Raw genomic sequence first — 20552 nt, 5'->3', positions numbered from 1 at the left:
GGACGTGCTTTCGTTTGACCTTTTAGTTCTTCGACCATTTGAAATTCATCATTGTTTATGACGCAATTAATCTTTTATACTGCGTCCAGACAATGTTCCAACAGACCCGGAGTTGATAGTGAGAAGCGTCACGACCGCGAAGCCGTTCTCCCCGTTCATGACCATTTTACTTGGGATTACCCTGATGATGTTGAGCTTCCCTCAACTCGCGATGGCGTCCCCTGAAAAGAAATTGGGCGGTAAAATCATCGTCAGTGAGAAGCGATTCCCCAGTCGTTTTGACTCGGACAAGGAGATGATTAAGCACATGAAGAAGGTCAACACTCATGAGCTTTTTGCCACGGGCGAAAAAGACTGGGAATTCGAGTACATGACCTTTTTGAAGAAGCCAGTGGGCACGCTTCAGGCTTCGATTACGTTCTACGATGTGACGGTGAAGGGCACAGAGCAGCTGGTGGATACGTTCACGTTCTATCCCGAGAATGCCAAGCACAACATCTTGGCGGGGCATCAACGTCTCTCCAAGGAACGATTTGCTCCTGACCGTAAGTACTTGATGGTGTTTTCCCGAGGTTATGGTCAAAAGGCGCTCGCCAAGACCGTCATCGTATTGCGCCGCAAGTAGTTTTCTTCTCGCCCGCATCGCGGGTAGTCAAAGTCCACACAGGTTGCGGGTGCGGGTTCAATCTGCTAAGGCAGTGGCGCTTAGTGGTAAATTGGGCGTAGCTCGCCCATAAGTGGAGTAGCGCAAGTGCTTTGTCATCAATGCGGCAGCCCGGTAGAGGCATCCGACACGACCTGTTCTAATTGTGGTGCTGACTTAGTCAAATCGGTCAAACGATTCGATATCGCGTCATCGAAGGGCTTGCGAATCTCGCAAGAACTCAAGGCCATACGCCTGGACGACCAGCTCTTTCCTCCTGGCGAGAAGATAGCTGAGAGATATTCGTTAGGTGAGTTGATAGGTAAGGGACCCTTTGGTGAGGTGTATCGCGCTCGAGATGAAGAGATCGATGCCGATGTTGCGTTGAAGATCTTCAAGAAGGAACTCACGCTGAATCCGCTCCATCACGAGAAATTTCTGTCTGGCGCGCGCGCGGCGCGAAACCGCACCCATCCAAATCTGGTGAGAATACACGATTGTGGGATGCATAAGGACCATGGTTGGGTCGCGATGCAATACCTTGAGGGCTTGAGCCTTAGGAAGGTGTTGGGCTTGCGGCGCTCAAAAGGAGAGAGCTTCAGCGTTGACGAAGTCGAGCCAATTCTGGGTCAGATTGCGGCCGCCATTGGCGGGTCTGTGCATGGCAATTTGAAGCCCGAAAATCTGATCTTCATGCCAGATATGCTGAAGATCACAGACTTCTATCTTCTCAATTCGCTGGATGTGGCTCGGATTGCGAATCAAGACTCCCAGAGTCCTTACGTCGCTCCAGAGCTGCATTCGGAAGAAGTCGAGGCAGGTGCTCAGGCGGACGTCTATAGTTTGGGCATAATTCTGGGTGAAATGGTCTTCGGGTCAGACTACACGCCGGGCACAGCACCTTCCGAACTTTCTGGCCTGGACACGATCTGCCGCCGCGCGACTGCATTTGATCCTCTTGAGCGGTATTCGGACTTGAGCGCTATGTCTCGGGACCTCGTCACTTTGATGGAGACTGGTTCTCTTGGCTCTCAGGACTTTGATTCGGGCGTGCACACGCCGCTTGCACCGCCACCAGCACCTCCTGCACCACCGCCTGCTCCGGGGGCTCCAGCGGCTTCAACTCCGCCACCGGCACCTCCTGGGCCGCCTCCAGCTCCAAAGGCTCCGGCCAACTCGGAGAAAGCCTCAAAGCGCGAGGAACTTTCGGTAGACGAAGAGTCGCTTTCTACGGTCGAATACAGTCGAGACGCCGAAATTATGGACGTTTTGCCTACGACCGAGGTCTCGCGAACGCGTGAGAAGCCACCCGAAGCGCCGAAGGAGCGCTCGGAGCGCGCTCACACGCAAACGGCGATTGGTGCCCCTCCAGGCCAACAAGAAGATAGCGGGATGGGTAAACTCCTGATCGGGATCGTCTTGTTGGTGGTCGTGATAGGTGTGATCGCCGCCAATGTCGGGCAGAAGAAGGAAGAGCCCGTTCAGCTCGGTTCAAAAGAGAAGATCGCCAAGGTGGAGCCTAAGGTAGAGGGCAAAGTTGAGGCGCCTGAAGCGGCTGAGACGCCAAAGATAGCTGAGGCTGCGGAAAAGGCGTCTGATACAGTGGCAATGGCCGTGAACACTCAGGCAGAGGCGGTTGAGCCTCAAAACACTGAGTCGACTGAAACCAACCCAGCCGAGACCAATCCCGCAGAAGTGACTCCGGAAGTTGCAGAAAAAGCCGAACCCAAAGAAGAGCCCAAAGTTGAGGAGCCTGCGAAGGTCGAGCCGGCTAAAACAGAGCCTGCCGCCAAGGTAGAGCCTGTGGCAAAGGCTGAGCCCGTGGCCAAGTCGGACGGAACAGGGTGTCCGTCAGGCATGAGGCTGGTCAAAAGAAAGGCCGGCAATGTGTGTATCGATACCTACGAATATCCAGGGTCCGGTAAACCTAAAACCCGTGTGAATTGGTTCGAAGCCAAGAAAATCTGTACGTCTTCGGGAAAGCGGCTTTGCGCGTCTAGTGAGTGGCGTTCAGCTTGTGGCGGCAACTACCCATACGGAAATAGCTTTGACGCTGAGGCATGCAATACAGCGGACGAAGATGGCTTTGAACGATCACTAAAGGCGGTGGGTTCATCCAAAAAGTGCCGTTCTCGCTCAGGTGCCTACGACATGAGCGGTAACGTTCACGAGTGGCTTGAAGAGCAGCGAATTGCCGGTGGTAGCTTTGAGAGCGACGAGGATGTTGCCAGCTGCAAGTACTCCTCGGCCAAAGCGCCAGGGTCCTCTGCTGGGGATATCGGGTTTCGTTGCTGCGCTGACCCTGAATAAATTGTAAGAGCAGGGGGAAGCCAAGCCGGAGGCGAGCATGATTCCAAGGTATAGTCGAAACGAAATGGCTGAGATTTGGAGCGAGGAATCCAAGCTTAGACGTTGGTTCGAGGTTGAGTTGGCGGCCGTTGAGGGCTGGGCCAAAGTGGGCGTGGTTCCCCAAGAGGCTGCAGCGCACATCCAGGCGAATGCGGTCTTAAACCCCGCAAGAGTTGCGGAGATTGAGGCAGTTACGCGCCACGACGTGGCTGCGTTTGTGCAGAGTCTCGAAGAGAGCGTGGGTGAGGAGTACGGCAGGTGGATTCACTACGGAATGACGTCGTCAGACGTTCTGGATTCAGCTTTTGCCCTCCAGCTAGTCCAAGCATCGGATCTCTTGGACGAAGGGCTCCAGGGCCTCATGGCGGCGCTCAAAGCCCGGGCTATGGAGCACAAACATACGCCTATGGTGGGTCGGTCGCATGGAATTCATGCGGAAGCGATGACGGCCGGACTTGTCTTCGCCATGTGGTACGACGAGGTGCGTCGGCATCGTATCCGTCTTAAGGCTGCTCGCGAGAGCGTCAATACTGCAAAGATCTCGGGGCCAGTCGGCAATTTCACGCAGATCCCAATCGAAGTCGAGAGTCACGTATGCGAAGTCCTCAGGCTCAATCCGGAACTCGCCGCAAGTCAGGTGGTTTCAAGAGATCGGCATGCCGAGTTCTTTTGTGTCCTTGGTTTGATCGCGTCGAGCCTGGAGAAATTTTCGGTGCAGATTCGGCACTGGCAACGCACGGAAGTGGGCGAAGCAGAAGAGAAGTTTCATGTGGGGCAGAAGGGGTCGAGCGCGATGCCTCATAAGCGAAACCCGATCTTGAGCGAGAACGTGACGGGGCTTGCGCGGATAGTGCGAGGCTACGTGACGCCGGCTCTTGAAAACGTGGCCTTGTGGCACGAGAGGGATATCTCCCACTCATCGGTAGAGCGAGTCATCGCACCGGATGCCACCGTCACCCTTGATTTTGCGCTCCATCGGTTTACGAGAGTGGTTCGTGACCTCGTGATTTATCCCGACCGAATGAAGCGCAATCTCGAGCTCAGTGGTGGTTTGATCTTCAGCCAGGGCATTTTACTCAAGTTGATTCAGAACGGTGATTCTCGGCAGGCGGCCTACGCCAAGGTTCAGGCAGTGGCGATGCGCGCTTTCGAAAATGACCAAAGATTTGAGGAGCTCGCACTCGAGGCTGAAGAGTTTAAAGATGGAATCACCCAAGAAGAGCTAAACCAGTGTTTCGATTTGGAGCACGTCCTGCGACGCGTCGAAGAGATTTTTCAACGAGTTTTCTCACATTGAGGTTCGCTCATGATCGAATATGAGGGCAAAGCCAAACAGATCATTCCTACTGCTGAGCCCGACGTGGCTATTCAGCGATTCAAGGATTCTGCCACAGCGTTTAATGGTCAGAAAAAAGCCGAACTCGAAGGAAAGGGAGAGATCAACGCCGCAATGAGCGCGGCTGCCTTCTTGAAGTTAGAGAGTGCGGGGATATCGACTCATTTCATGGGTCTTGAGAACGCGCGAGATATGCGAATCAAGCGGTTAAAGATTGTACCTCTTGAGGTGGTGGTTCGTAATGTGGTCGCGGGCAGTCTTTCAAAGAGACTAGGGCTCGAAGAGGGCGTCACGCTGAAGTTTCCGATCGTAGAGACCTACTTTAAGCGAGACGATCTCGGAGACCCCTTGGTGTGCGATTCACATGTCTTTGTGCTCGGAATCTGTTCCGAGGAAACACTAGCCGAGCTGAAAACAAGAGCGCTTCAGGTCAACTCGGTTCTTGGGCCTTGGTTCAACGAGGCGGGCTTGACGCTGGTGGACTTTAAGCTTGAGTTCGGTTTCGACGAGTCTGGAGAACTGCTCTTAGGTGATGAGGTCAGTCCAGACACCTGTAGAATTTGGGAGACCGAAAGTGGCAGACGGCTGGATAAAGACGTCTTCCGGCGCGACCTTGGAGACCCCATGGTTGGCTATCGCGAGGTGGTTGACCGGCTTGGAATTACAATTGGAGGAGAGCATGCCTAGAGCGAGAGTATTGATTCACAACCGTAAAGGCGTCTTTGATCCCGCAGGAAAGGTGGTTGAAGGCGGTCTTGAGCGTCTAGGTCATCAGGTCAAGTCGGTGAAGGTCGGCAAGGTTATCGACCTGCATTTTGAAAGCGGGACCTCTGAGGAGATCCTGGCGCAGGTTGAGAAGATGTGCCGTGAGTTATTGGTAAATCCAGTGATCGAAGATTACGTCGTCGAGATCGAGGAGTAGTCATGCGAATCGCGGTTATCGTGTTTCCCGGCTCTAATTGTGACCGAGATTGCCTCCATATCTTCAATAGCGTGTTGGGCGTCCAAGCTGTGGGTGTTTGGCACCGAGAAACCTCCCTCGAGGGGTTTGATGGCGTGGTTATACCGGGCGGGTTCTCTTATGGCGATTATCTTCGCTGTGGAGCCATGGCAAAGCTGAGTCCCATCATGGATGAGGTGCGGCGGCTCGCGAGCACGGGGCGTGCGGTGGTCGGAATCTGTAACGGTTTTCAGATCTTGCTTGAGAGTGGCTTGCTTCCCGGGGCGATGCTGCACAATCGGAGCCTGAAGTTTGTGTGCAAGCGCGTTGATGTTCGCGTGGAGACGTCGCGTTCTTCGGCAACTCGTGGGCTTCCTCGCGGCACGATTTTAAACCTTCCGATTGCGCATGCTGAAGGAAATTACACCGTGGGCGAAGATGAACTTAAGAGCCTTGAGGACAACGATCAGATCGTGATGCGCTATTCGAGCTCGATTGGTGAGGTTGGCGATGCGTTTAACCCCAATGGCAGTTTGGGCAATATCGCAGCAATCTCGAACCGAAGTGGAAATGTAGTGGGTATGATGCCCCATCCTGAGCGCGCCTCCGAGTTGATATTGGGAGGTGAAGATGGTCGCGCAATCTTTGAATCTTTTGTCGGCTGGGGAAGTGGAGGTGTTCGATGATGGAGGAACTAGCCAAAGAACACGGTTTGAGCGCCGACGAGTACCAGCGCATTTTGGATGAGTTGGGGCGGGAGCCTTCGTTGTGCGAGCTCGGCGTCTTAAGTGTGATGTGGAGCGAGCATTGTTCGTACAAGTCGAGTCGCGTTCACCTCAAGAAGTTGCCGACTACCGGTCCTCAGGTGGTTCAAGGGCCCGGTGAAAACGCTGGTGCTGTGGATATCGGTGGCGGGCTCGCCGCGATTTTCAAGATGGAGAGCCATAATCACCCGAGCTTCATTGAGCCGTATCAAGGTGCGGCGACAGGTGTGGGTGGTATTCTGCGCGACGTCTTTACGATGGGGGCTCGACCCATCGGCAATCTGAACAGTCTGCGCTTTGGGAATATCAATCACCCGAAGACGAAACACCTCTTTCATGGCGTTGTCGGTGGAATCGCGGGTTATGGCAATTGTGTTGGCGTTCCGACCGTTGGGGGTGAGGTCTATTTCGACGACTGCTACAACGGCAATATCCTGGTGAACGTATTTACCGTGGGTGTCGCGAAGATCGACCGCATCTTCAAGGGAAGTGCGACGGGGCCTGGAAATCCGGTCTTTTACGTAGGGGCTGGAACGGGCCGCGACGGTATTCACGGCGCGACCATGGCTAGCGAGCAATTTGACGAAGGGTCTGAAGACAAACGCCCGACGGTCCAGGTTGGTGACCCATTCCGTGAGAAATTGCTCATCGAGGCGTGTCTTGAGTTGATGGAGACCGGCGCGATTATCGGGATTCAGGACATGGGGGCTGCGGGATTGACGAGCTCGTCGGTCGAAATGGCGGACCGCGGAGGAACCGGTCTCAGATTGGTCATCGAAGATGTTCCGATGCGCGAAGAGGGAATGAACGCGTACGAGGTTCTTCTCAGTGAGTCCCAGGAGCGGATGCTCGTTGTGATTGCGCAGGGGCGCGAAGAGGAGGTCGGTCGCGTATTCTCCAAGTGGGAACTCGAATGGGCAAAAATTGGAGAGGTCACCGATACCGGGCGTTTTGAAGTCGTGCACCATGGCAAGGTGGAGTGCGATTTACCGGTGAGTGTGCTGACGTCATCGGCACCGGTCTACGATCGACCACAATCCGAGCCGGCGCGGATCCGCGAGGCTCAACCCGCAAAGGTGGAGCCTACAGCGGACCTCTTTGGCGACTTGGTCCAGCTCTTAGGTGCGCCAAATATTTGCTCTCGCCGAGTGATTTACGAGCAGTTTGACCATATGGTGGGGCTTGGAACCGTACTTGGGCCGGGGAGTGCCGATGCAGCAGTTCTGCGGATTCCTGGTACGAATCGTGCCATCGCCGCGGCCGTCGACGTCAATAGTCGTTTCGTCTACCTCAATCCTTACGAAGGCACCAAGCTCGCCGTGGCCGAAGTCACGCGAAATGTGGCGTGTACAGGGGCAAAGCCTCTTGGGACCACGGATTGTCTCAATTTTGGCGATCCCACAAACCCGGAAATCATGTGGGAGTTTGCGGAGGCGATTCGAGGCATGGCCGAGGCGTGTCTGGCGCTAGATGCCCCCATCGTCGGTGGGAACGTTAGCCTCTACAACGCGTCTGCCGGAAAGGATATTTTTCCAACACCGACGCTCGGTTGCGTTGGGGCGTTCGAGTCTGAGTCCTTCATCACGTGCGGCTCGCGAGTTCGGACAGTAGACGACCTTGTGGCTCTGGTAGGCGTGACGCTCCCTGGCGAGTTCGGGGGCAGCGAGTATCAACGCCTCAAGGGTGCGTTTGAGGGCATGCCGCCAAAGATCGATTTGGAGCGCGAGGCGAGGCTGCAGGCGTTCATTATCGAGGCGATTTCTCTGGGGTACGTGAATTCAGCCCATGATTGTTCAGAAGGTGGACTCTTGGTTTGTCTGGCTGAAAAAGCGTTGGGTTCTAAACTGGGACTAGAGGTCGCGTTGCCGGACGGAGAGCTGACGGATGTGGCATTTGGAGAGAGCGCCAGCCGCATTGCCTTGAGCTTTGATCCCGATTCCCTGGCTGATATCAAGGGACTAGCCCAACGGCACCAGATTGAGTTTGAGGTGCTTGGGCGAGTTATCCATGCGCCAGTCCTTAGGGTGAGCGGGCATGGAGAAGTGGCAGTGTCTGCCTTGGAAGCGGCTCACGAGAGTGGTCTCAAGGGCCTCAGTTAAGAATTACCGGGCATGAGTAGGTAACTTCCATCGTTTGAAGCACAGGGGCGGACACGTTGTTTGACGCGTCACGCACGGCTGTTAGCGACGCTTCGAGCTCTACGTATCGAACACCGTCGAGGTTGGCGGCCGCAAGGGCAGCAGCGAGGTCGAAGGGTGATGTCGTAGGTGGCACAGTCGCGAGGTCGATCCACTCTGCCGTAGTCAAAGCCGTGGTCGAGTTTGCGCCGCGAGCGCGGAATGTGATGGACGATGCGCCAGGCGTTTGTGCCGTCCATCGAAGCTCTTGCCAATCTGTCTCAATTCCAGCGCTGTTGGAGTTATCGCATCCTTCGAAGATACGGCGGTAGAAGCCTCTTTCATTCGTTGCAAAGCGAAGCTGAGAGCCCGTCATGTCCGAATAGGTATATGGGGAAACGAGATTAGTGATGGGTGTTGTGGCGGTATGGTCGTTGAGCGTTGGCCCCGGCACGACCACGGTGGCGCTTGAGTTTGAGAGATTGATGGACCAAACCTTTCCGTCCAAGTCCACGGCGATACCCTTCGAGCTAAATTGCGTGTCGGGCACGGCGACGCTTTGGGTAGGGTCGTCCGCGCTATAACGGACCACACCGGTGGTCATCGCAGCGGCCCAGATGAAGCCCTTATCGTCCGCAGCGATGCCGTGGATGAACGAGGCAGGTGCCGAGACGATTCGGCTTCCTGCTGCGGCTTGAGGGTCGTAGCGCAAGATATTCTGCCCACCGGCCCAAACGCGTTGGTTGAAGTCCACCGTGATTCCATACGGCGAGTAGCCGATAGCGATTCTCTCTTTGACGCAGGCGTCGCCGCTTCCATCGCCATTTGAGTCACAAACCGGGTCAGCACAGGAATCTGTTGTGAGGCATAGGTTCGTGTTGATTCGGCCGATGGCGTTATCGGTCCACCCGGAAATCCAGAGGTTGCCACGCCCATCGAGCGCGAAGCCGTAGGTGCTCACCGGGGAAGCGGTGTCGACGAGAACTGCACCGGTATCGCTCGAGAGCTTCCAGACGCGTCCTGACCAACCACCGACCCAAACGGCGGGTTGCAGGGTGTCGTCAGATGCCCTTACGTCTTGAGCCGCCACGGCACGAAGAACTCCGCCGCCGTTAAGGGCTACGTTCCAAAGCACACAATCATCTTGTCCCCATGGCAAGATATCAGAGCCCGAGGAGGTCGTAACTACGCCGTCGCCGTTGGTGTCTGGGCATCCTTCTCCGAGTGCTGAGATCTTGCTGACCGTCATGCCACTTCGGTTGGCGACGAACACGTCTCCGAAGGTGTTGACGGAGGTGCGTGATGGGTCGTTTCCGGCGCCAGAAGGACCTGTGAAGTAGCGACCCTTTTCTTCGAACGTGCGGGTGTCAAATTTCGAAACCGTGCCTTCGCCCGTGTTCGAAATCCAGATGAACTGGGCTTCTACGCGCTGAATATCGATAGTAATGCCGCCGTTAGGGTCGAGCACGACACCTTGAGACGACTCATCGTCATTGCCGTTATTATCCAGATTGAACGGATTGTCAGGGCTGCCGACGCCGTTTTTGACGCAGTTCGGGTCGCAGTTTCCGCACTCAGCGTTGAAGACTCCTTCGGTGCATTCAGCATTGTTGGTGGTGTTGCCATTTCCAATGCAGGTGCCTTGGGGCGAGCATAGCCCGCTGGCGCAATCGGAGTTCTGCAGACACTGCGGATTGTTTTGTGCCGAGGTGTTGTTCGGATCGATGTTATTTGGTTGAGCGTTGTTGTCGCCCTGATTCGTCGTGACTTCCGAGTCGCAACCCCAAAGTGTGAGTGCCGCGAGGGCTGTAAATATAGCCAATTTCTTCATTTCTGGCCTCCCGTATAAACCATGTAGGCAAGTGTACCCGTTTTTGATTCCATTCACAAAGCGATTAGTGGTCGATGCACCGTTGCATCAAAAGGCAGAAACATGGAGTATTCGCCCCGAAGAAGGAAGGTCTCATGCAAAGAATTTCTTGGATTTTGGTGCTCTCGTTTTTGGCCACCGCGTGTGGCGATGGAACCGAGGGCACAACGCCCGTTGATACTCCGGACTTGGATTTTCCGGATTCTGATGAGCCCGTTGAAGATATGGGGACGCCGGATGGTCCCCGGTTCAAAGTGGTGACCTTCAACACGCAGCGTTTTTTCGACACGGTGTGTCAGTCCAATAATTGTGGGGCAAATTCATTCGAAGATCAGAAGAGCCAGGCCGAATTCGACTTCAAGCTCTCCCAAGTGGTGTCTTCGATCGAAGAAATGAATGCCGACGCGGTCCTTCTGCAAGAGATTGAGAATGAAACCGTCATGGACGCGATTCAGGGTGCGCTTGAGGTGCCATTTGAAGTGGCAGTCATGGGAGAAATCGGGACTTCGGCAAGTCTTGATGTGGTTGTCTTGAGTCGTGGGGAGTTCATCGAGACTAGGACCCATCGCGAGAATCCAATCTATCGTCCGGATGGTAGTAGAACTTCATTTGCTCGTGAGTTTTTGGAAGTCCATGTCGATGTGGATGGAGAGCGAGTGGTTTTGTTCTCATCACATTTCCGGTCACAACGCGATGATGACCCGGGCCGACGAATCGCAGAGGCGGAGGCTGGACGTACCATCGTGAAGAGTACCGCCGCAGAATTTCCGGACGCCCTGGTGGTATGGGGCGGGGACCTCAATGACACACCTGATTCCGATACCTTGAGTCCCGTGGTTTCAGACCCGGCTTTGAATTTGCTGACGGAGACCGATTTTTGGTCGTATCAGTTCAATTCGCAGCGTCAACATATCGACCATCTGATTTTGGCCGAGAATGGCGGAGGCGCTTATGACGAGGGGACGCTGGAGCAGTTTTTGGATGCCGGCGGTGGATTTGGTGGCTCAGACCATGCCGCGGTTGGCGCTACTTTTTTGATGGTTGATTGAAATGCCGAAACACGAAGGGTTCAGGGTGCTTCCACCCGAGGAACACTGGGGAAGCGACGAAGATAAGGGATTACACATCGTGCTGGTGGAACCCGAAATCCCCGGAAATACGGGGAATATTGGCCGGCTTTGCGCTGGGACAAATATCTGGTTGCACCTGACAGAACCTCTGGGCTTCGAGTTGGAGAATCGGTATCTCAAGCGGGCAGGGCTCGACTACTGGCCGCACGTTAGGCTCTGTGTGCATCCTTCGTTTGAGTCGCTCGCCGAGCGATTCCCCAGAAACAGGCTTCATTTTTTGAGTAAAAAGGCCTCTCATCCGTATACAGAGGTAGAGTTTTTACCAGGGTCGGTCTTGATTTTCGGCTGTGAGACAAAAGGGCTCTCCGACCAAATCTTGAAGGACTACGAGGATAGACTTCTGAGGATTCCGACCACGGATAAGGTGCGCAGCCTAAACCTTTCTAACGCGTGCGCCATCGTGACCTACGAGGCGCTGCGGCAATTATCGTTTACCCCACTGCAGGCGAAGTGAACCGTTGGAAAAGTCGTTCGGCAAATACGAGCTGATAGAGAAAATCGGCGTAGGGGGAATGGCTGAGGTCTTTCTGGCGAAGAGTTTTGGCGCTGAAGGGCTGGAGAAGATTCTTGTCATCAAGCGCATCTTGCCGGAGTACACGAGCAATCGTCGATTTGTGGAGATGTTCATCTCGGAGGCCAAGATCGCCATGGACCTCAACCATCCGAATATCGTGCAGATCTACGATTTCGGAAAGGTTGAACAGACGTACTTCTTGGCCATGGAGTTTGTGGACGGGGCTGACGTCGCACATATTGTTTCGGGTGGCAGAAAATCAGGGCGTCCTATCGCACTTGGAGATGCCATTTTCCTGGTGGCCGAGATTGCCAAGGGCTTGGATTACGCGCACCGGCGAAGCGACCATTTCGGATCACCGCTCAATATTGTGCATCGCGATATCAGTCCTCAGAACGTGCTTGTTTCACGCGATGGAACCGTAAAAATCGTCGATTTTGGAATCGCGAAGGCTTCGAGCGTCAGCGACGAAAATCCGCACGTCGTCAAGGGCAAGTTCAGCTACATGAGCCCTGAGCAGGCCTCGGGATGGAAGGTGGACCATCGCAGCGATATCTTCAGCCTGGGCGTGCTTCTTTTCGAGCTTGTATGTGGCCGTCCACTCTTCAAGCACACGACTCAGGAAGAGACATTGAGTCTTGTGAAGTCTGCGGTGGTACCGGACATTCGGAGTTTAAACGAAGAGATCCCGGAGGCTTTAGAGGCTTTGCTTTACCGGATTCTTGCGAAGCAGCCAGATGAGCGTCCGCAGAGCGCACGAGATGTGCAGCTTGACCTGACGAAGATTCTTTACGGGCTTGACGAGATTCACGACTCGTTGACCCTCGCGACCTACCTGACGGGTTTGGAGCCTTATTTGGAGGGCAAGGGCGACCATCAGTCGACTGCCGTAGCCACGGGGAGCCTGGTACGTACCGTGCCGGGAGCGCAACGTACGGCGACTGGCGGCACCATGGTACAGACCAGCAACACGCCCGTGACACGGATTGCCGATGAGGGAGTTCCGGACTCCCATCTGCGGGAGCGCAAGGAGTGTGTCATCGTCTCCGGGCATGTGCAGGGGCTCTTTTCGCTTCGTCAAACGCTCGGTCAAGACCGATGGTTGCAGGTCCTTCAAGAGTATACGCGGATTGTAGATTCGATTGCGTATAAAAAGGAAGCCATCGTTCATCGAGTCAACGAAGATGGTTTTACGCTGATTTTTGGGATTCCTGTATCGAGTGAGAACGACGCTGAACGTGCGGTGCGAGTGTCCATGGACCTCCACGAGGCGGTTGCGGGGATGAACCCAAGCCTTGTGAGCCCGCTGAATCTGAGCATCGGTCTTGCGATGGGCGATGTGGTGCTCGAGCAGGAGGTCGACAAGACCGGGAGGCGGTTCACCTGGTCGTTCTTCGGCTCTTCTCACGAGCTCGCGGACCGACTCGCCCGGGTTGCGATGGCCCGCGAGATTCTCCTCGGTGGTCAGATTTTCAGACGGATCAAGCGCGAGTTTCGGTGTGATAAGGTCGATAGTCTTTCTTATCAGGAGGAAGAAGGCGCTACGCCGCTCAATGTGCAGGCGTATCGACTGATCGAACCTAAATCTCAAGAAGACAAGATCACCGAGGTGCGCCGCGCCTATCATGGCTTTTATGGTCGTGAACTGATTCTGAAAGAGGTTCGCGAGCGATATCGCCAGATACAGCTCGACAAACGCGCAGGGGCGGTCGTGCTTCAGGGTGGGCCTGGCCTTGGTAAATCAACGCTGCTTGAAGAATTTCTAAAGGGCCTCGATGACCGCGCTGTGCGCGTCTTGAGAGGGGTGGTTCCTCCTTATGAGCGTGACGTTCCACTGGGGGCGATGGCGGGATTGCTATCTGAGATGTTGAGGCTTGGGCCAAGAGACGACCTTAGAGCGCTTCGCGATGCGCTATCGATTCGGATTAACGCGCTCTTCGCCGATGAGAATGAGGCTGAGCGAGGCGTGATCATTCACTCGGTAGGCTCTCTTTTCGGCATCAGGTTCGCCGATTCGGGTTTTGAGACCCTGGACCCAGATGAGCGCAAGAACCGCATTTTTCTCTCGATTCGTAAGCTTTTGAATAGGTTTGCGGAGAAAATGCCGCTGGTTATCGCAATTGACGATGCGCATCATCTGGATTCGATGACGGTCGAGTTTGGCGTGGGTTTCTTCAACTCGACGCAAGCCGCACCCGCAGTCTTCGTGCTGGCGCTCGACCCCTCGTTCATTGAGGGAGAGGCGACTTGGGACGAGCTTTTGGCCGCAAAATTTGTCTGGACCGAGGCCCTAAATGAGCTGGGCGAGTCCGAGTCCGAGCTCCTGGTGCGAGAAGTTCTAAAGCACCACCGAATTGAAGACCCAAAGCTCGAGGAGGAGATTCTCAGGCGCTCCGGTGGAAACCCACTCTTCATAAAGGAAGTCGTTGAGGTTCTAAGAGATCGAGGCCTTCTTAAGGCTCAGGCGGATCTCTCAAATGGCGATGGTGGGCATTGGATTCCGAGCAACGTGGATGGTCTGATTCGTGCCAGAATTGACCGTCTTGAACTCAACGAAAAGACGGCATTGCAGCGTCTGGCCTTGCTCTGGTCACCGTTTACGGGTGCAGAGGCGGCTCTCGTACTCGATGAAGACTCACTCTTAGAAGTGCAGGCTCTTGTCGACCGTGAACTCTTGCTGATGCTGGACGCTCAGGATGCTAAGTCTTTTGAAGAACAAGAGTTTCGGTTCTGTAATGCGCTCACACAGGATGTAGCAGCCTTGGGGCTCGTTCCCGAAGAAGCTGTGGAGCTGCACCGTCGACTCGCAAAACACCTGCTTGAGTCCGGCGAGAGCAGGGCGCTCTATTCAAACGCGCTCATCGCTCGCCACTTTGACGGAGCCGGGGAGACTGACAAATCGGTCGAGTACTATTTTGAAGCGGCTGCGTCTGCGCTCGACCAGTTTGGGGCGGCGGAGTCGATTCGCTTGAGTGAGAAGGTCCTCGAGCGTGTGCCACCTCAGAGCAAGCTCTACTTTGATGCTTTGACTGTTAAGGCCAGGGCGCTGGCGGAGCTCGGGAATCGAGATAGCCTTGGTGATGCGTTGAGGGAACTCGAGATGCTGGCCAAGACGCGTCAAGACGCGCTGGGTCTTGCGAAGGTCCAATTGGACCTCGCCAATTTTGAGTTCGATCAATCTGAGTTGAGGCGCGCCAAAGATTGGCTTGAAAAGGTGGAAAGCACTCTTGCAGACATCGATGAACCCGAGATTTTGCTCGAGCTTCAGACGAGTGTGCTTTTGGTCCTGGCACAGATTAGGTCCAGTGAGGGCAGTAGAGATGAGGCGCTGAGCCACGTGCAGGAGGCTCTGGAGTCGCTAAAAGATGGACACCTCGCGACCAACCTCGTGCGCGCTTGGAACCAACTTGGGGTGCTACATCGGCAATCAGGCCATCACCAACGCGCACTTGAGGCATTTGAGAAGGGGCTTGAGGTTGCGCAGGAGCAAGGGCTTCGGCGCGAAAGGCGGAGCCTGCTCTCAAGTCTGGGTGTGAGCCTTGCGTATCTGGGGCGCTTCTCGCAGGCGCTTGCGAAATATCAGGCCGCGCTCGATGAAGCTAGACAGCTTGGCCATGTGCGCGAGGAGGCCGGGCTTTTGATCAACATGGGCCATGCCCATCTCTTGCGCGGTGCGACCGAAGAAGCCGTCACGATTACGCGGCGCGGAAACTACCTCGCCAGAAAGACCAACTCTCATGCTGTGCTTGCCGATGGGCTCATCACGCTCGGCGCTTGTTATGTGGAGACGCAGGAGTGGTCTAAGGCCGAGCAATCGTTGCACGAAGGGCTCAGGCTCGCGGATTCCATTCCAAATGTCTATTTGAGCGTTCACGCGACCTTGCTCTTGGCGCAGGTGAATCTGAGTTCTGGGCATAGCGAGCAAGCCAGAATCGCGCTTATGCAGGCAGAGGATGCCTTGGAGCGCTCCGAGGGCGCTGAGATGACCTGGGGAATTGCTGCTTCCGAAATGTTGATGGCGCGGGCATTTAAGCTTTTAGGTCAGCGCGACAACGCGATCGAGCATTCGCGGCGCGCGCTCGGACTGATCGACGACGGCGAAATCTATGCGATGGAAGAAATTCTCTTTCAGCACTCCCAGATTCTGCCGGATGAAGAGGAGTTTCAAACCGAGAGACGCCAAGCGCTTACTCGCTCGCGCGAGGTCCTCTTGCACCGGCGAGATTACTTGAACGATGAAGAACAAAAATCTCTCTTCATGAACCGGAACATCAATCGGCAGATTCTCTCGGTGGCCAAAGTTGTGCTCGACTGACTATTTTCGCCGAAAGAACTTCAAAATGGGGCCCACGCGAACTTTCTTGAGTCCGCCCTGAGTAAAGTGCCAGGCGAGCGCAGCGAAGCTCAGAATCATGGCCGTCGAGAATCCCAAAAGGCCCAAAATCGCTAGAAGTGGGATATCCCAGGGTCTCCAATCAAACGTCGAGATCAGCACAGAGCTTGCGACGATGAAACCTGCTGCGAGAAATCCAAGGAAAATGCGGCTGCCGAGCACGTTTACGGCCGAGAGATGTTGGTCGAGCGAGGGATGTGCCACGTTGACGCGGATATCACCGGCCTCGAGGTCCATGAGGACCTGGTCAAACTGCATCGGAACATCTTTGAGCAGGTGATTCAGGCTGGTAAGTGTAACCAAACCGCGCTTCATGAGTTGCTCTGCCGAGTATCGCTCTTTGAATAGTCTTTCAGCAAACGGGCGGAGCGTACCGATGATATCCAAAGATGGGTACACGGACCTCAGGATGCCTTCCACCGTGGCTGTACATTTGGTGACGAGCGCATACTCGGGGTTGATATGGATTCGGTGCTCGTGCGCAATCTCCATGATATCTTCCATCAGTGACGAAAGATCCATTTCGCTCAGACTCCGCGTTAGATGTGTATCGCGGACCTTGGAGATATCTCTGCGAAGCCGCCTCAAGTTGACGCGCTTATCAGGGTATCCCATGCGCAACACGGTGCGCGTGATGCCGTCGATATCGTCGGTGATGACGGAGATGATAAGGTCTACAAGTTCGTCTTGTTGACCGCGTGAAAGGCGCCCGACAAGGCCCCAGTCTAGGAAAGCTACGCGGTCATCTTCGGTGACGAGCATATTTCCCGGGTGTGGGTCACCGTGAAAGAACCCGTCCACAAATATCTGTTGAAATGCGGCCTCCATGGCGATCGTGGCCAGCCGTTGTGCGCGGTAGGAGTCGATTTCAATAGTCGAGAGTTTGTGGCCGTCGACGTAGGTCTGCGTGATGATCGTCGGAGTTGTAAACTCGGCAATAACCTCGGGTATGAGCACCTCGGGGATGTCTACGGCGTTAAGGCGCGCGCGCTCGTTGTTTGAAGCCTCACCCATGAAGTTTAGTTCTTCAATGATCGCGCGCTCGAACTCCTTGACGATAGCGACCGGATTGAAGAGTCCGATTTCATCAATGGTTGCCTCGCCGATCCTCGCAAGATAGTAGAGAATGGCCAAGTCGCTTCGAATGATGGGGGCAATGCCGGGACGCTGCACCTTGACGACGACCTCTCGGCCGTCAAAGAGCGTCGCGCGATGAACCTGAGCCATGCTCGCCGTCGCGATCTCCTCGGCATCGAACTCGGAGAAGAGTTTGTCTAGAGGTTGGCCGAATTCCGATTCGATATGCGCTGCGACTTCCTCGAATGGGACACTCGGAGCACGGTCCTGAAGTTTTTGGAGCTCCTGAATGTAGACGGGAGGCAAGAGGTCGAGACGTGTGCTCAGAATCTGGCCCATCTTGATGTAAGTTGGGCCCAGGTCCTCGAAAACACGTCGCACGCGAATGGCGAGCGGAGCTTCGCTCGCGGAGTCAGTTTCGTCGTAGTCAGAGACGTAGGAGTCGAGTCCGAGGCCACGTGTTAATTCTTTGAAACCGTGTTTGCTGAGCACGAACGCGATTTCACGCAATCTCCGCGCGTCGTGGAGTGCGCCTTTGAAAACTCCTCGTTTTGAGCTCTTACTCATCGCCAATCCTTGCCTGCTCTAAGGGCTTCAAGCGCTTCCGAAAAGTCCGCTGGATATGATGCCTCAGAGAGAATGTCGGCACCATCGAGCGTTGGGAAACCCAGAGTTTTCGCATGAAGGGCTTGGCGTGAGATCAGCTTACACTGCGACGCTGCTTTTCCGCCGTAGACTTGGTCTCCAAGAAGAGGGGCATTGATGTCTGAAAGATGCACGCGTATTTGATGGGTTCGACCCGTTTCAAGGCGGCAAACCACGAGGCAGACACCATTGTGGAATCTCTCGGCAACCTCGTAGTGGGTGATCGCGACCTTTCCACTCTCGACTTTCGAGGAGTAGCGAATTCGGTCATTGGGCTTTCGGCCATAAAGCGTCTTGATGGTGCCGCGTTCTTCGAGTCCGGGCCCGAAAACCAGCGCATGGTACTCGCGCGCTATCGTATGGGCTTTAAAGAGTGCGCTTAAGTGCTGATGCCCTGCGTCGGATTTCGAGATGGCCAGCGCGCCGGAGGTGTCTTTGTCGATGCGATGTACGATGCCAGGGCGCAACACCCCACCGACTCCGGGCAAGTCTTTGAAATGGTAGAGCAGGGCGTTGACCAAGGTACCGCTAGGATGGCCTGGTGCTGGGTGCACGACCATACCGTGGGGCTTGTTCACCACTGCAAGATCGGCGTCCTCGTAAAGAATCTCAAGGTCGATATCCTCTGGTTCGAGATTTGGGGCGACTGGCGGTGCGTATTCCCAGACTACAAGGTCGCCTTCGCGCAGAGTATATCCGGCCTTCACACGAGTGGTGTTGACTCGAATGTCTCCCCCGTCGATGGCTTTCTTGATTTGCGAGCGTGAAATCGGAGGGTCGTCTTGTTCCGCCAGAAAAACATCAAGTCGTTTTCCAGCGTCGTCCTCGATTTCGAACTCAAATACGACGGTTTTCACATCACCACATTGGGCTTTCGATGTGGCCGTAGTTAGCGAAAACGATGTCGATAAAGGCTTTCTCAAGGATATTGGTATCGTTGAGAATCTCGTCGCTGACATAGGTCGCGAAGTGAGTCCTAGCCTCGTTCATGATGCCTTCGAGTTCTTGGAAAAGATTATCGTTGCGGATGCCGTTTTCGATCTTCTTTTGGATATCTGGATAGATGGTCATATCCGAGGCGATAACTCGAGCGCGTTGGGCGGCTTTCTTTTCGTCAGAAATACGTGACATGAGAATCTCTAGAAATGGAGGTGTTTCCGTAAGGAAACGCTAACATATCAGGGTTCATCCAAGAAGCGAAAATATTGGTCGATTAGCTCGTCCGGCTCTACACCAAAGACGCGTGAAATCTCGCGCAAATAGCCGCGAAGATAGACCTGCCTCGGAAGCACATTGAGGTCCCCAGATTCTATCGCAGCGAGGTACTTGAGGCCGATATGGGAGCGAAGACTAAGTTCTTGGAGCGTCATTTGTCGCTGCCGCCTTAAGGATGAGATCAGCTTACCCGCGGCCGGCTTCTTGATTCCGCCTGACTCATCCGCAGGCGTAGGTTTCTTTTCTCGAAGTTCTTCATCGCGGCCAGCCGACTCTATTTCCTGTTTGGTAACGGGTTCGGACTGCAGCGTGAGTATGTTTCGATAGGTGTTTTCGAGCTGGTCGGCGACCTGTAGCCGACGCTCCGGATCGCTGAAGACCAGGGAAATACTGGCTTCGCGACGATAGCCCTCCCAGAGTCTTCGGCAGGCTTGTCGAATCTCGTTTCGGCCTGTCTCTTGGGCAAGACCGATGCGAAGCGCGGGGTGCGCCTCCTGCGATCTCGGGGCTGGACGAGGGTATTTGAGGTCGATGGGTCTCAAGTCGTTGATATAACGGGCAAGGTGCTCGATATCCGAGGAAAGAGCCTCCTCGCCGCGTGTGGACGAGGTTTGGCCGGCCGTTCGGCGGTTATAGAACCACCGGCGATCTTCGAAGTCGACCGAGCCCAGATAGCGAGGAAAGGTGCCAAGCGCCACAAAGAGTGCGTGGCTCAACACGTGTCCAAGGTCGCGTTCGGCACCCTCTCTGACCATGTTCACGATCAGATAGGTCTCAAATCGCTCAAGCGTCTCGACGACGACTTTCCGGCTTTCGGCAGACGGTGCGGCACGCAGGAATGACTCTCGGTTGAGGTCAATGCGTTGGTCATCGAGCGTGTCCAAGAGGTCGTCTTGCAGGTCAAAAGCGCGTGGGTGAAAGCCGATGGCCTGGTAGAGAGAGGCGCGCAAAAATTGGGTCGTGGCTCGAATCGCCGCCGGCTCGGGTGATGAAACCAGGATAGGCACGTCTGCTGCGATGAAAAATGAGACTGGAAATGTGTCGCAGCCAGGGGGCAGGTCGATGAAAACCCAGTCGAAATCGAGTTCGTGAACCTGGGCCATGATCTCATCCGCGGTTTCGATACCTCGAACGAAAGGATGTTTTTGGGCAGGGCTTATCTGGGCAAGCCACACATTTCGGTACCCTGTCTCGACGATGAGATCCGCGATGTGGGCATCTTTGGTCCCGAGGGCAGGCACCCGCTGCAAATCCAGCCTCAATTCTTCGGCGTGGAGTTGAGTATTGAGCGAGGGATAATCCAAAGAGGCATCAATACAAAGGACTCGCGATCCTGAGCGAGCCAGAGAACGCGCAATTTCGGAGCACACGGTACTTCGACCAACTCCGCCCTTTGCCCCACCAAATGCGGCGATGCGAGGTCGTTCGGAATGTGCGGGAGGGCCCAAAGTGTTCACAATAATCTCAAATCAAGTATGAAGCAGACAATCTAACTTGTTCTAAACTTGGCAAGCTAGCACTGGCGCGTTATTTAGAGATACAACTGCCTCTACGTCAAT

At 54.9% G+C, this 20552-nt stretch carries 15 protein-coding genes; 10 read left to right on the top strand and 5 right to left on the bottom strand.

Annotated elements, in window-relative coordinates; translation table 11 throughout:
• The first annotated feature begins 118 nt into the window (after window positions 1–118).
• The 7 genes from FRD01_RS03345 to purL all read left to right on the top strand — a co-directional run bounded on the left by FRD01_RS03345 (window position 119) and on the right by purL (window position 8131).
• Complete coding sequence (locus FRD01_RS03345; protein WP_146957637.1) at window positions 119–625, top strand: hypothetical protein; 507 nt, start codon at window positions 119–121, stop codon at window positions 623–625.
• Between the two features lie 126 nt (window positions 626–751).
• Window positions 752–2953 (top strand): protein kinase domain-containing protein, encoded by a 2202-nt coding sequence (locus tag FRD01_RS24140; protein WP_249755964.1) that lies wholly within the window; start codon window positions 752–754, stop codon window positions 2951–2953.
• Window positions 2954–2990: 37 nt separating this feature from the next.
• Entirely contained in the window at window positions 2991–4289 is a 1299-nt protein-coding gene (gene purB / locus FRD01_RS03325; RefSeq protein ID WP_146957633.1) for an adenylosuccinate lyase, read from the top strand.
• 9 nt (window positions 4290–4298) lie between these two features.
• Complete coding sequence (gene purC / locus FRD01_RS03320; RefSeq protein WP_146957631.1) at window positions 4299–5015, top strand: phosphoribosylaminoimidazolesuccinocarboxamide synthase; 717 nt, start codon at window positions 4299–4301, stop codon at window positions 5013–5015.
• A complete protein-coding gene (gene purS / locus FRD01_RS03315; protein WP_146957629.1) occupies window positions 5008–5250 on the top strand; it encodes a phosphoribosylformylglycinamidine synthase subunit PurS in 243 nt (80 codons plus the stop codon). The genes purC and purS overlap by 8 nt, the downstream gene beginning before the upstream one ends.
• 2 nt (window positions 5251–5252) lie before the next feature.
• Window positions 5253–5954, top strand: a complete 702-nt coding sequence (gene purQ / locus FRD01_RS03310; RefSeq protein ID WP_146957627.1) for a phosphoribosylformylglycinamidine synthase subunit PurQ — start codon at window positions 5253–5255, stop codon at window positions 5952–5954.
• Entirely contained in the window at window positions 5951–8131 is a 2181-nt protein-coding gene (gene purL / locus FRD01_RS03305) for a phosphoribosylformylglycinamidine synthase subunit PurL (RefSeq protein ID WP_146957625.1), read from the top strand. Before purQ ends, purL begins: the two co-directional genes overlap by 4 nt.
• Here purL and FRD01_RS03300 read toward each other — a convergent pair.
• Window positions 8124–9980, bottom strand: a complete 1857-nt coding sequence (locus FRD01_RS03300) for a Vgb family protein (protein ID WP_146957624.1) — start codon at window positions 9978–9980, stop codon at window positions 8124–8126. The two genes, purL and FRD01_RS03300, sit on opposite strands and share 8 nt — an antisense overlap.
• Window positions 9981–10114: 134 nt before the next feature.
• Here FRD01_RS03300 and FRD01_RS03295 point away from each other — a divergent pair, with 134 nt between their 5' ends.
• Genes FRD01_RS03295 through FRD01_RS03285 form a run of 3 tightly spaced genes read left to right on the top strand, consistent with a single transcriptional unit; the run spans window position 10115 to window position 15978 of the window.
• On the top strand, window positions 10115–11068 hold the full coding sequence (locus FRD01_RS03295; RefSeq protein WP_146957622.1) for an endonuclease/exonuclease/phosphatase family protein: 954 nt from the start codon (window positions 10115–10117) through the stop codon (window positions 11066–11068).
• A 1-nt stretch (window position 11069) separates the two neighbouring features.
• The gene (locus FRD01_RS03290; protein ID WP_146957620.1) at window positions 11070–11603 is read left to right on the top strand and encodes a tRNA (cytidine(34)-2'-O)-methyltransferase; all 534 of its coding nucleotides are present in this window, start codon (window positions 11070–11072) and stop codon (window positions 11601–11603) included.
• Between the two features lie 4 nt (window positions 11604–11607).
• Window positions 11608–15978, top strand: a complete 4371-nt coding sequence (locus FRD01_RS03285) for a serine/threonine-protein kinase (protein ID WP_146957618.1) — start codon at window positions 11608–11610, stop codon at window positions 15976–15978.
• Here FRD01_RS03285 and FRD01_RS03280 read toward each other — a convergent pair whose 3' ends face one another.
• Genes FRD01_RS03280 through FRD01_RS03265 form a run of 4 tightly spaced genes read right to left on the bottom strand, consistent with a single transcriptional unit; the run spans window position 15979 to window position 20450 of the window.
• Complete coding sequence (locus FRD01_RS03280) at window positions 15979–17700, bottom strand: ABC1 kinase family protein (RefSeq protein ID WP_146957616.1); 1722 nt, start codon at window positions 17698–17700, stop codon at window positions 15979–15981. It lies immediately after the preceding gene.
• Window positions 17697–18635 carry an RluA family pseudouridine synthase gene (locus FRD01_RS03275; RefSeq protein WP_249755963.1) on the bottom strand — a complete coding sequence of 313 codons (939 nt, stop codon included), beginning with the start codon at window positions 18633–18635 and terminating at the stop codon, window positions 17697–17699. Before FRD01_RS03275 ends, FRD01_RS03280 begins: the two co-directional genes overlap by 4 nt.
• A 1-nt stretch (window position 18636) precedes the next feature.
• Window positions 18637–18909 (bottom strand): bromodomain-containing protein, encoded by a 273-nt coding sequence (locus FRD01_RS03270; protein ID WP_146957612.1) that lies wholly within the window; start codon window positions 18907–18909, stop codon window positions 18637–18639.
• A gap of 47 nt (window positions 18910–18956) precedes the next feature.
• Complete coding sequence (locus FRD01_RS03265; protein WP_146957611.1) at window positions 18957–20450, bottom strand: helix-turn-helix domain-containing protein; 1494 nt, start codon at window positions 20448–20450, stop codon at window positions 18957–18959.
• Between the last annotated feature and the right edge of the window lie 102 nt (window positions 20451–20552).

Origin of the sequence: Microvenator marinus (genome assembly GCF_007993755.1) — a bacterium.
Taxonomy (GTDB): Bacteria; Myxococcota_A; Bradymonadia; order Bradymonadales; family Bradymonadaceae; genus Allomicrovenator; species Allomicrovenator marinus.
This window is presented reverse-complemented; position numbering and strand designations above follow the sequence as displayed.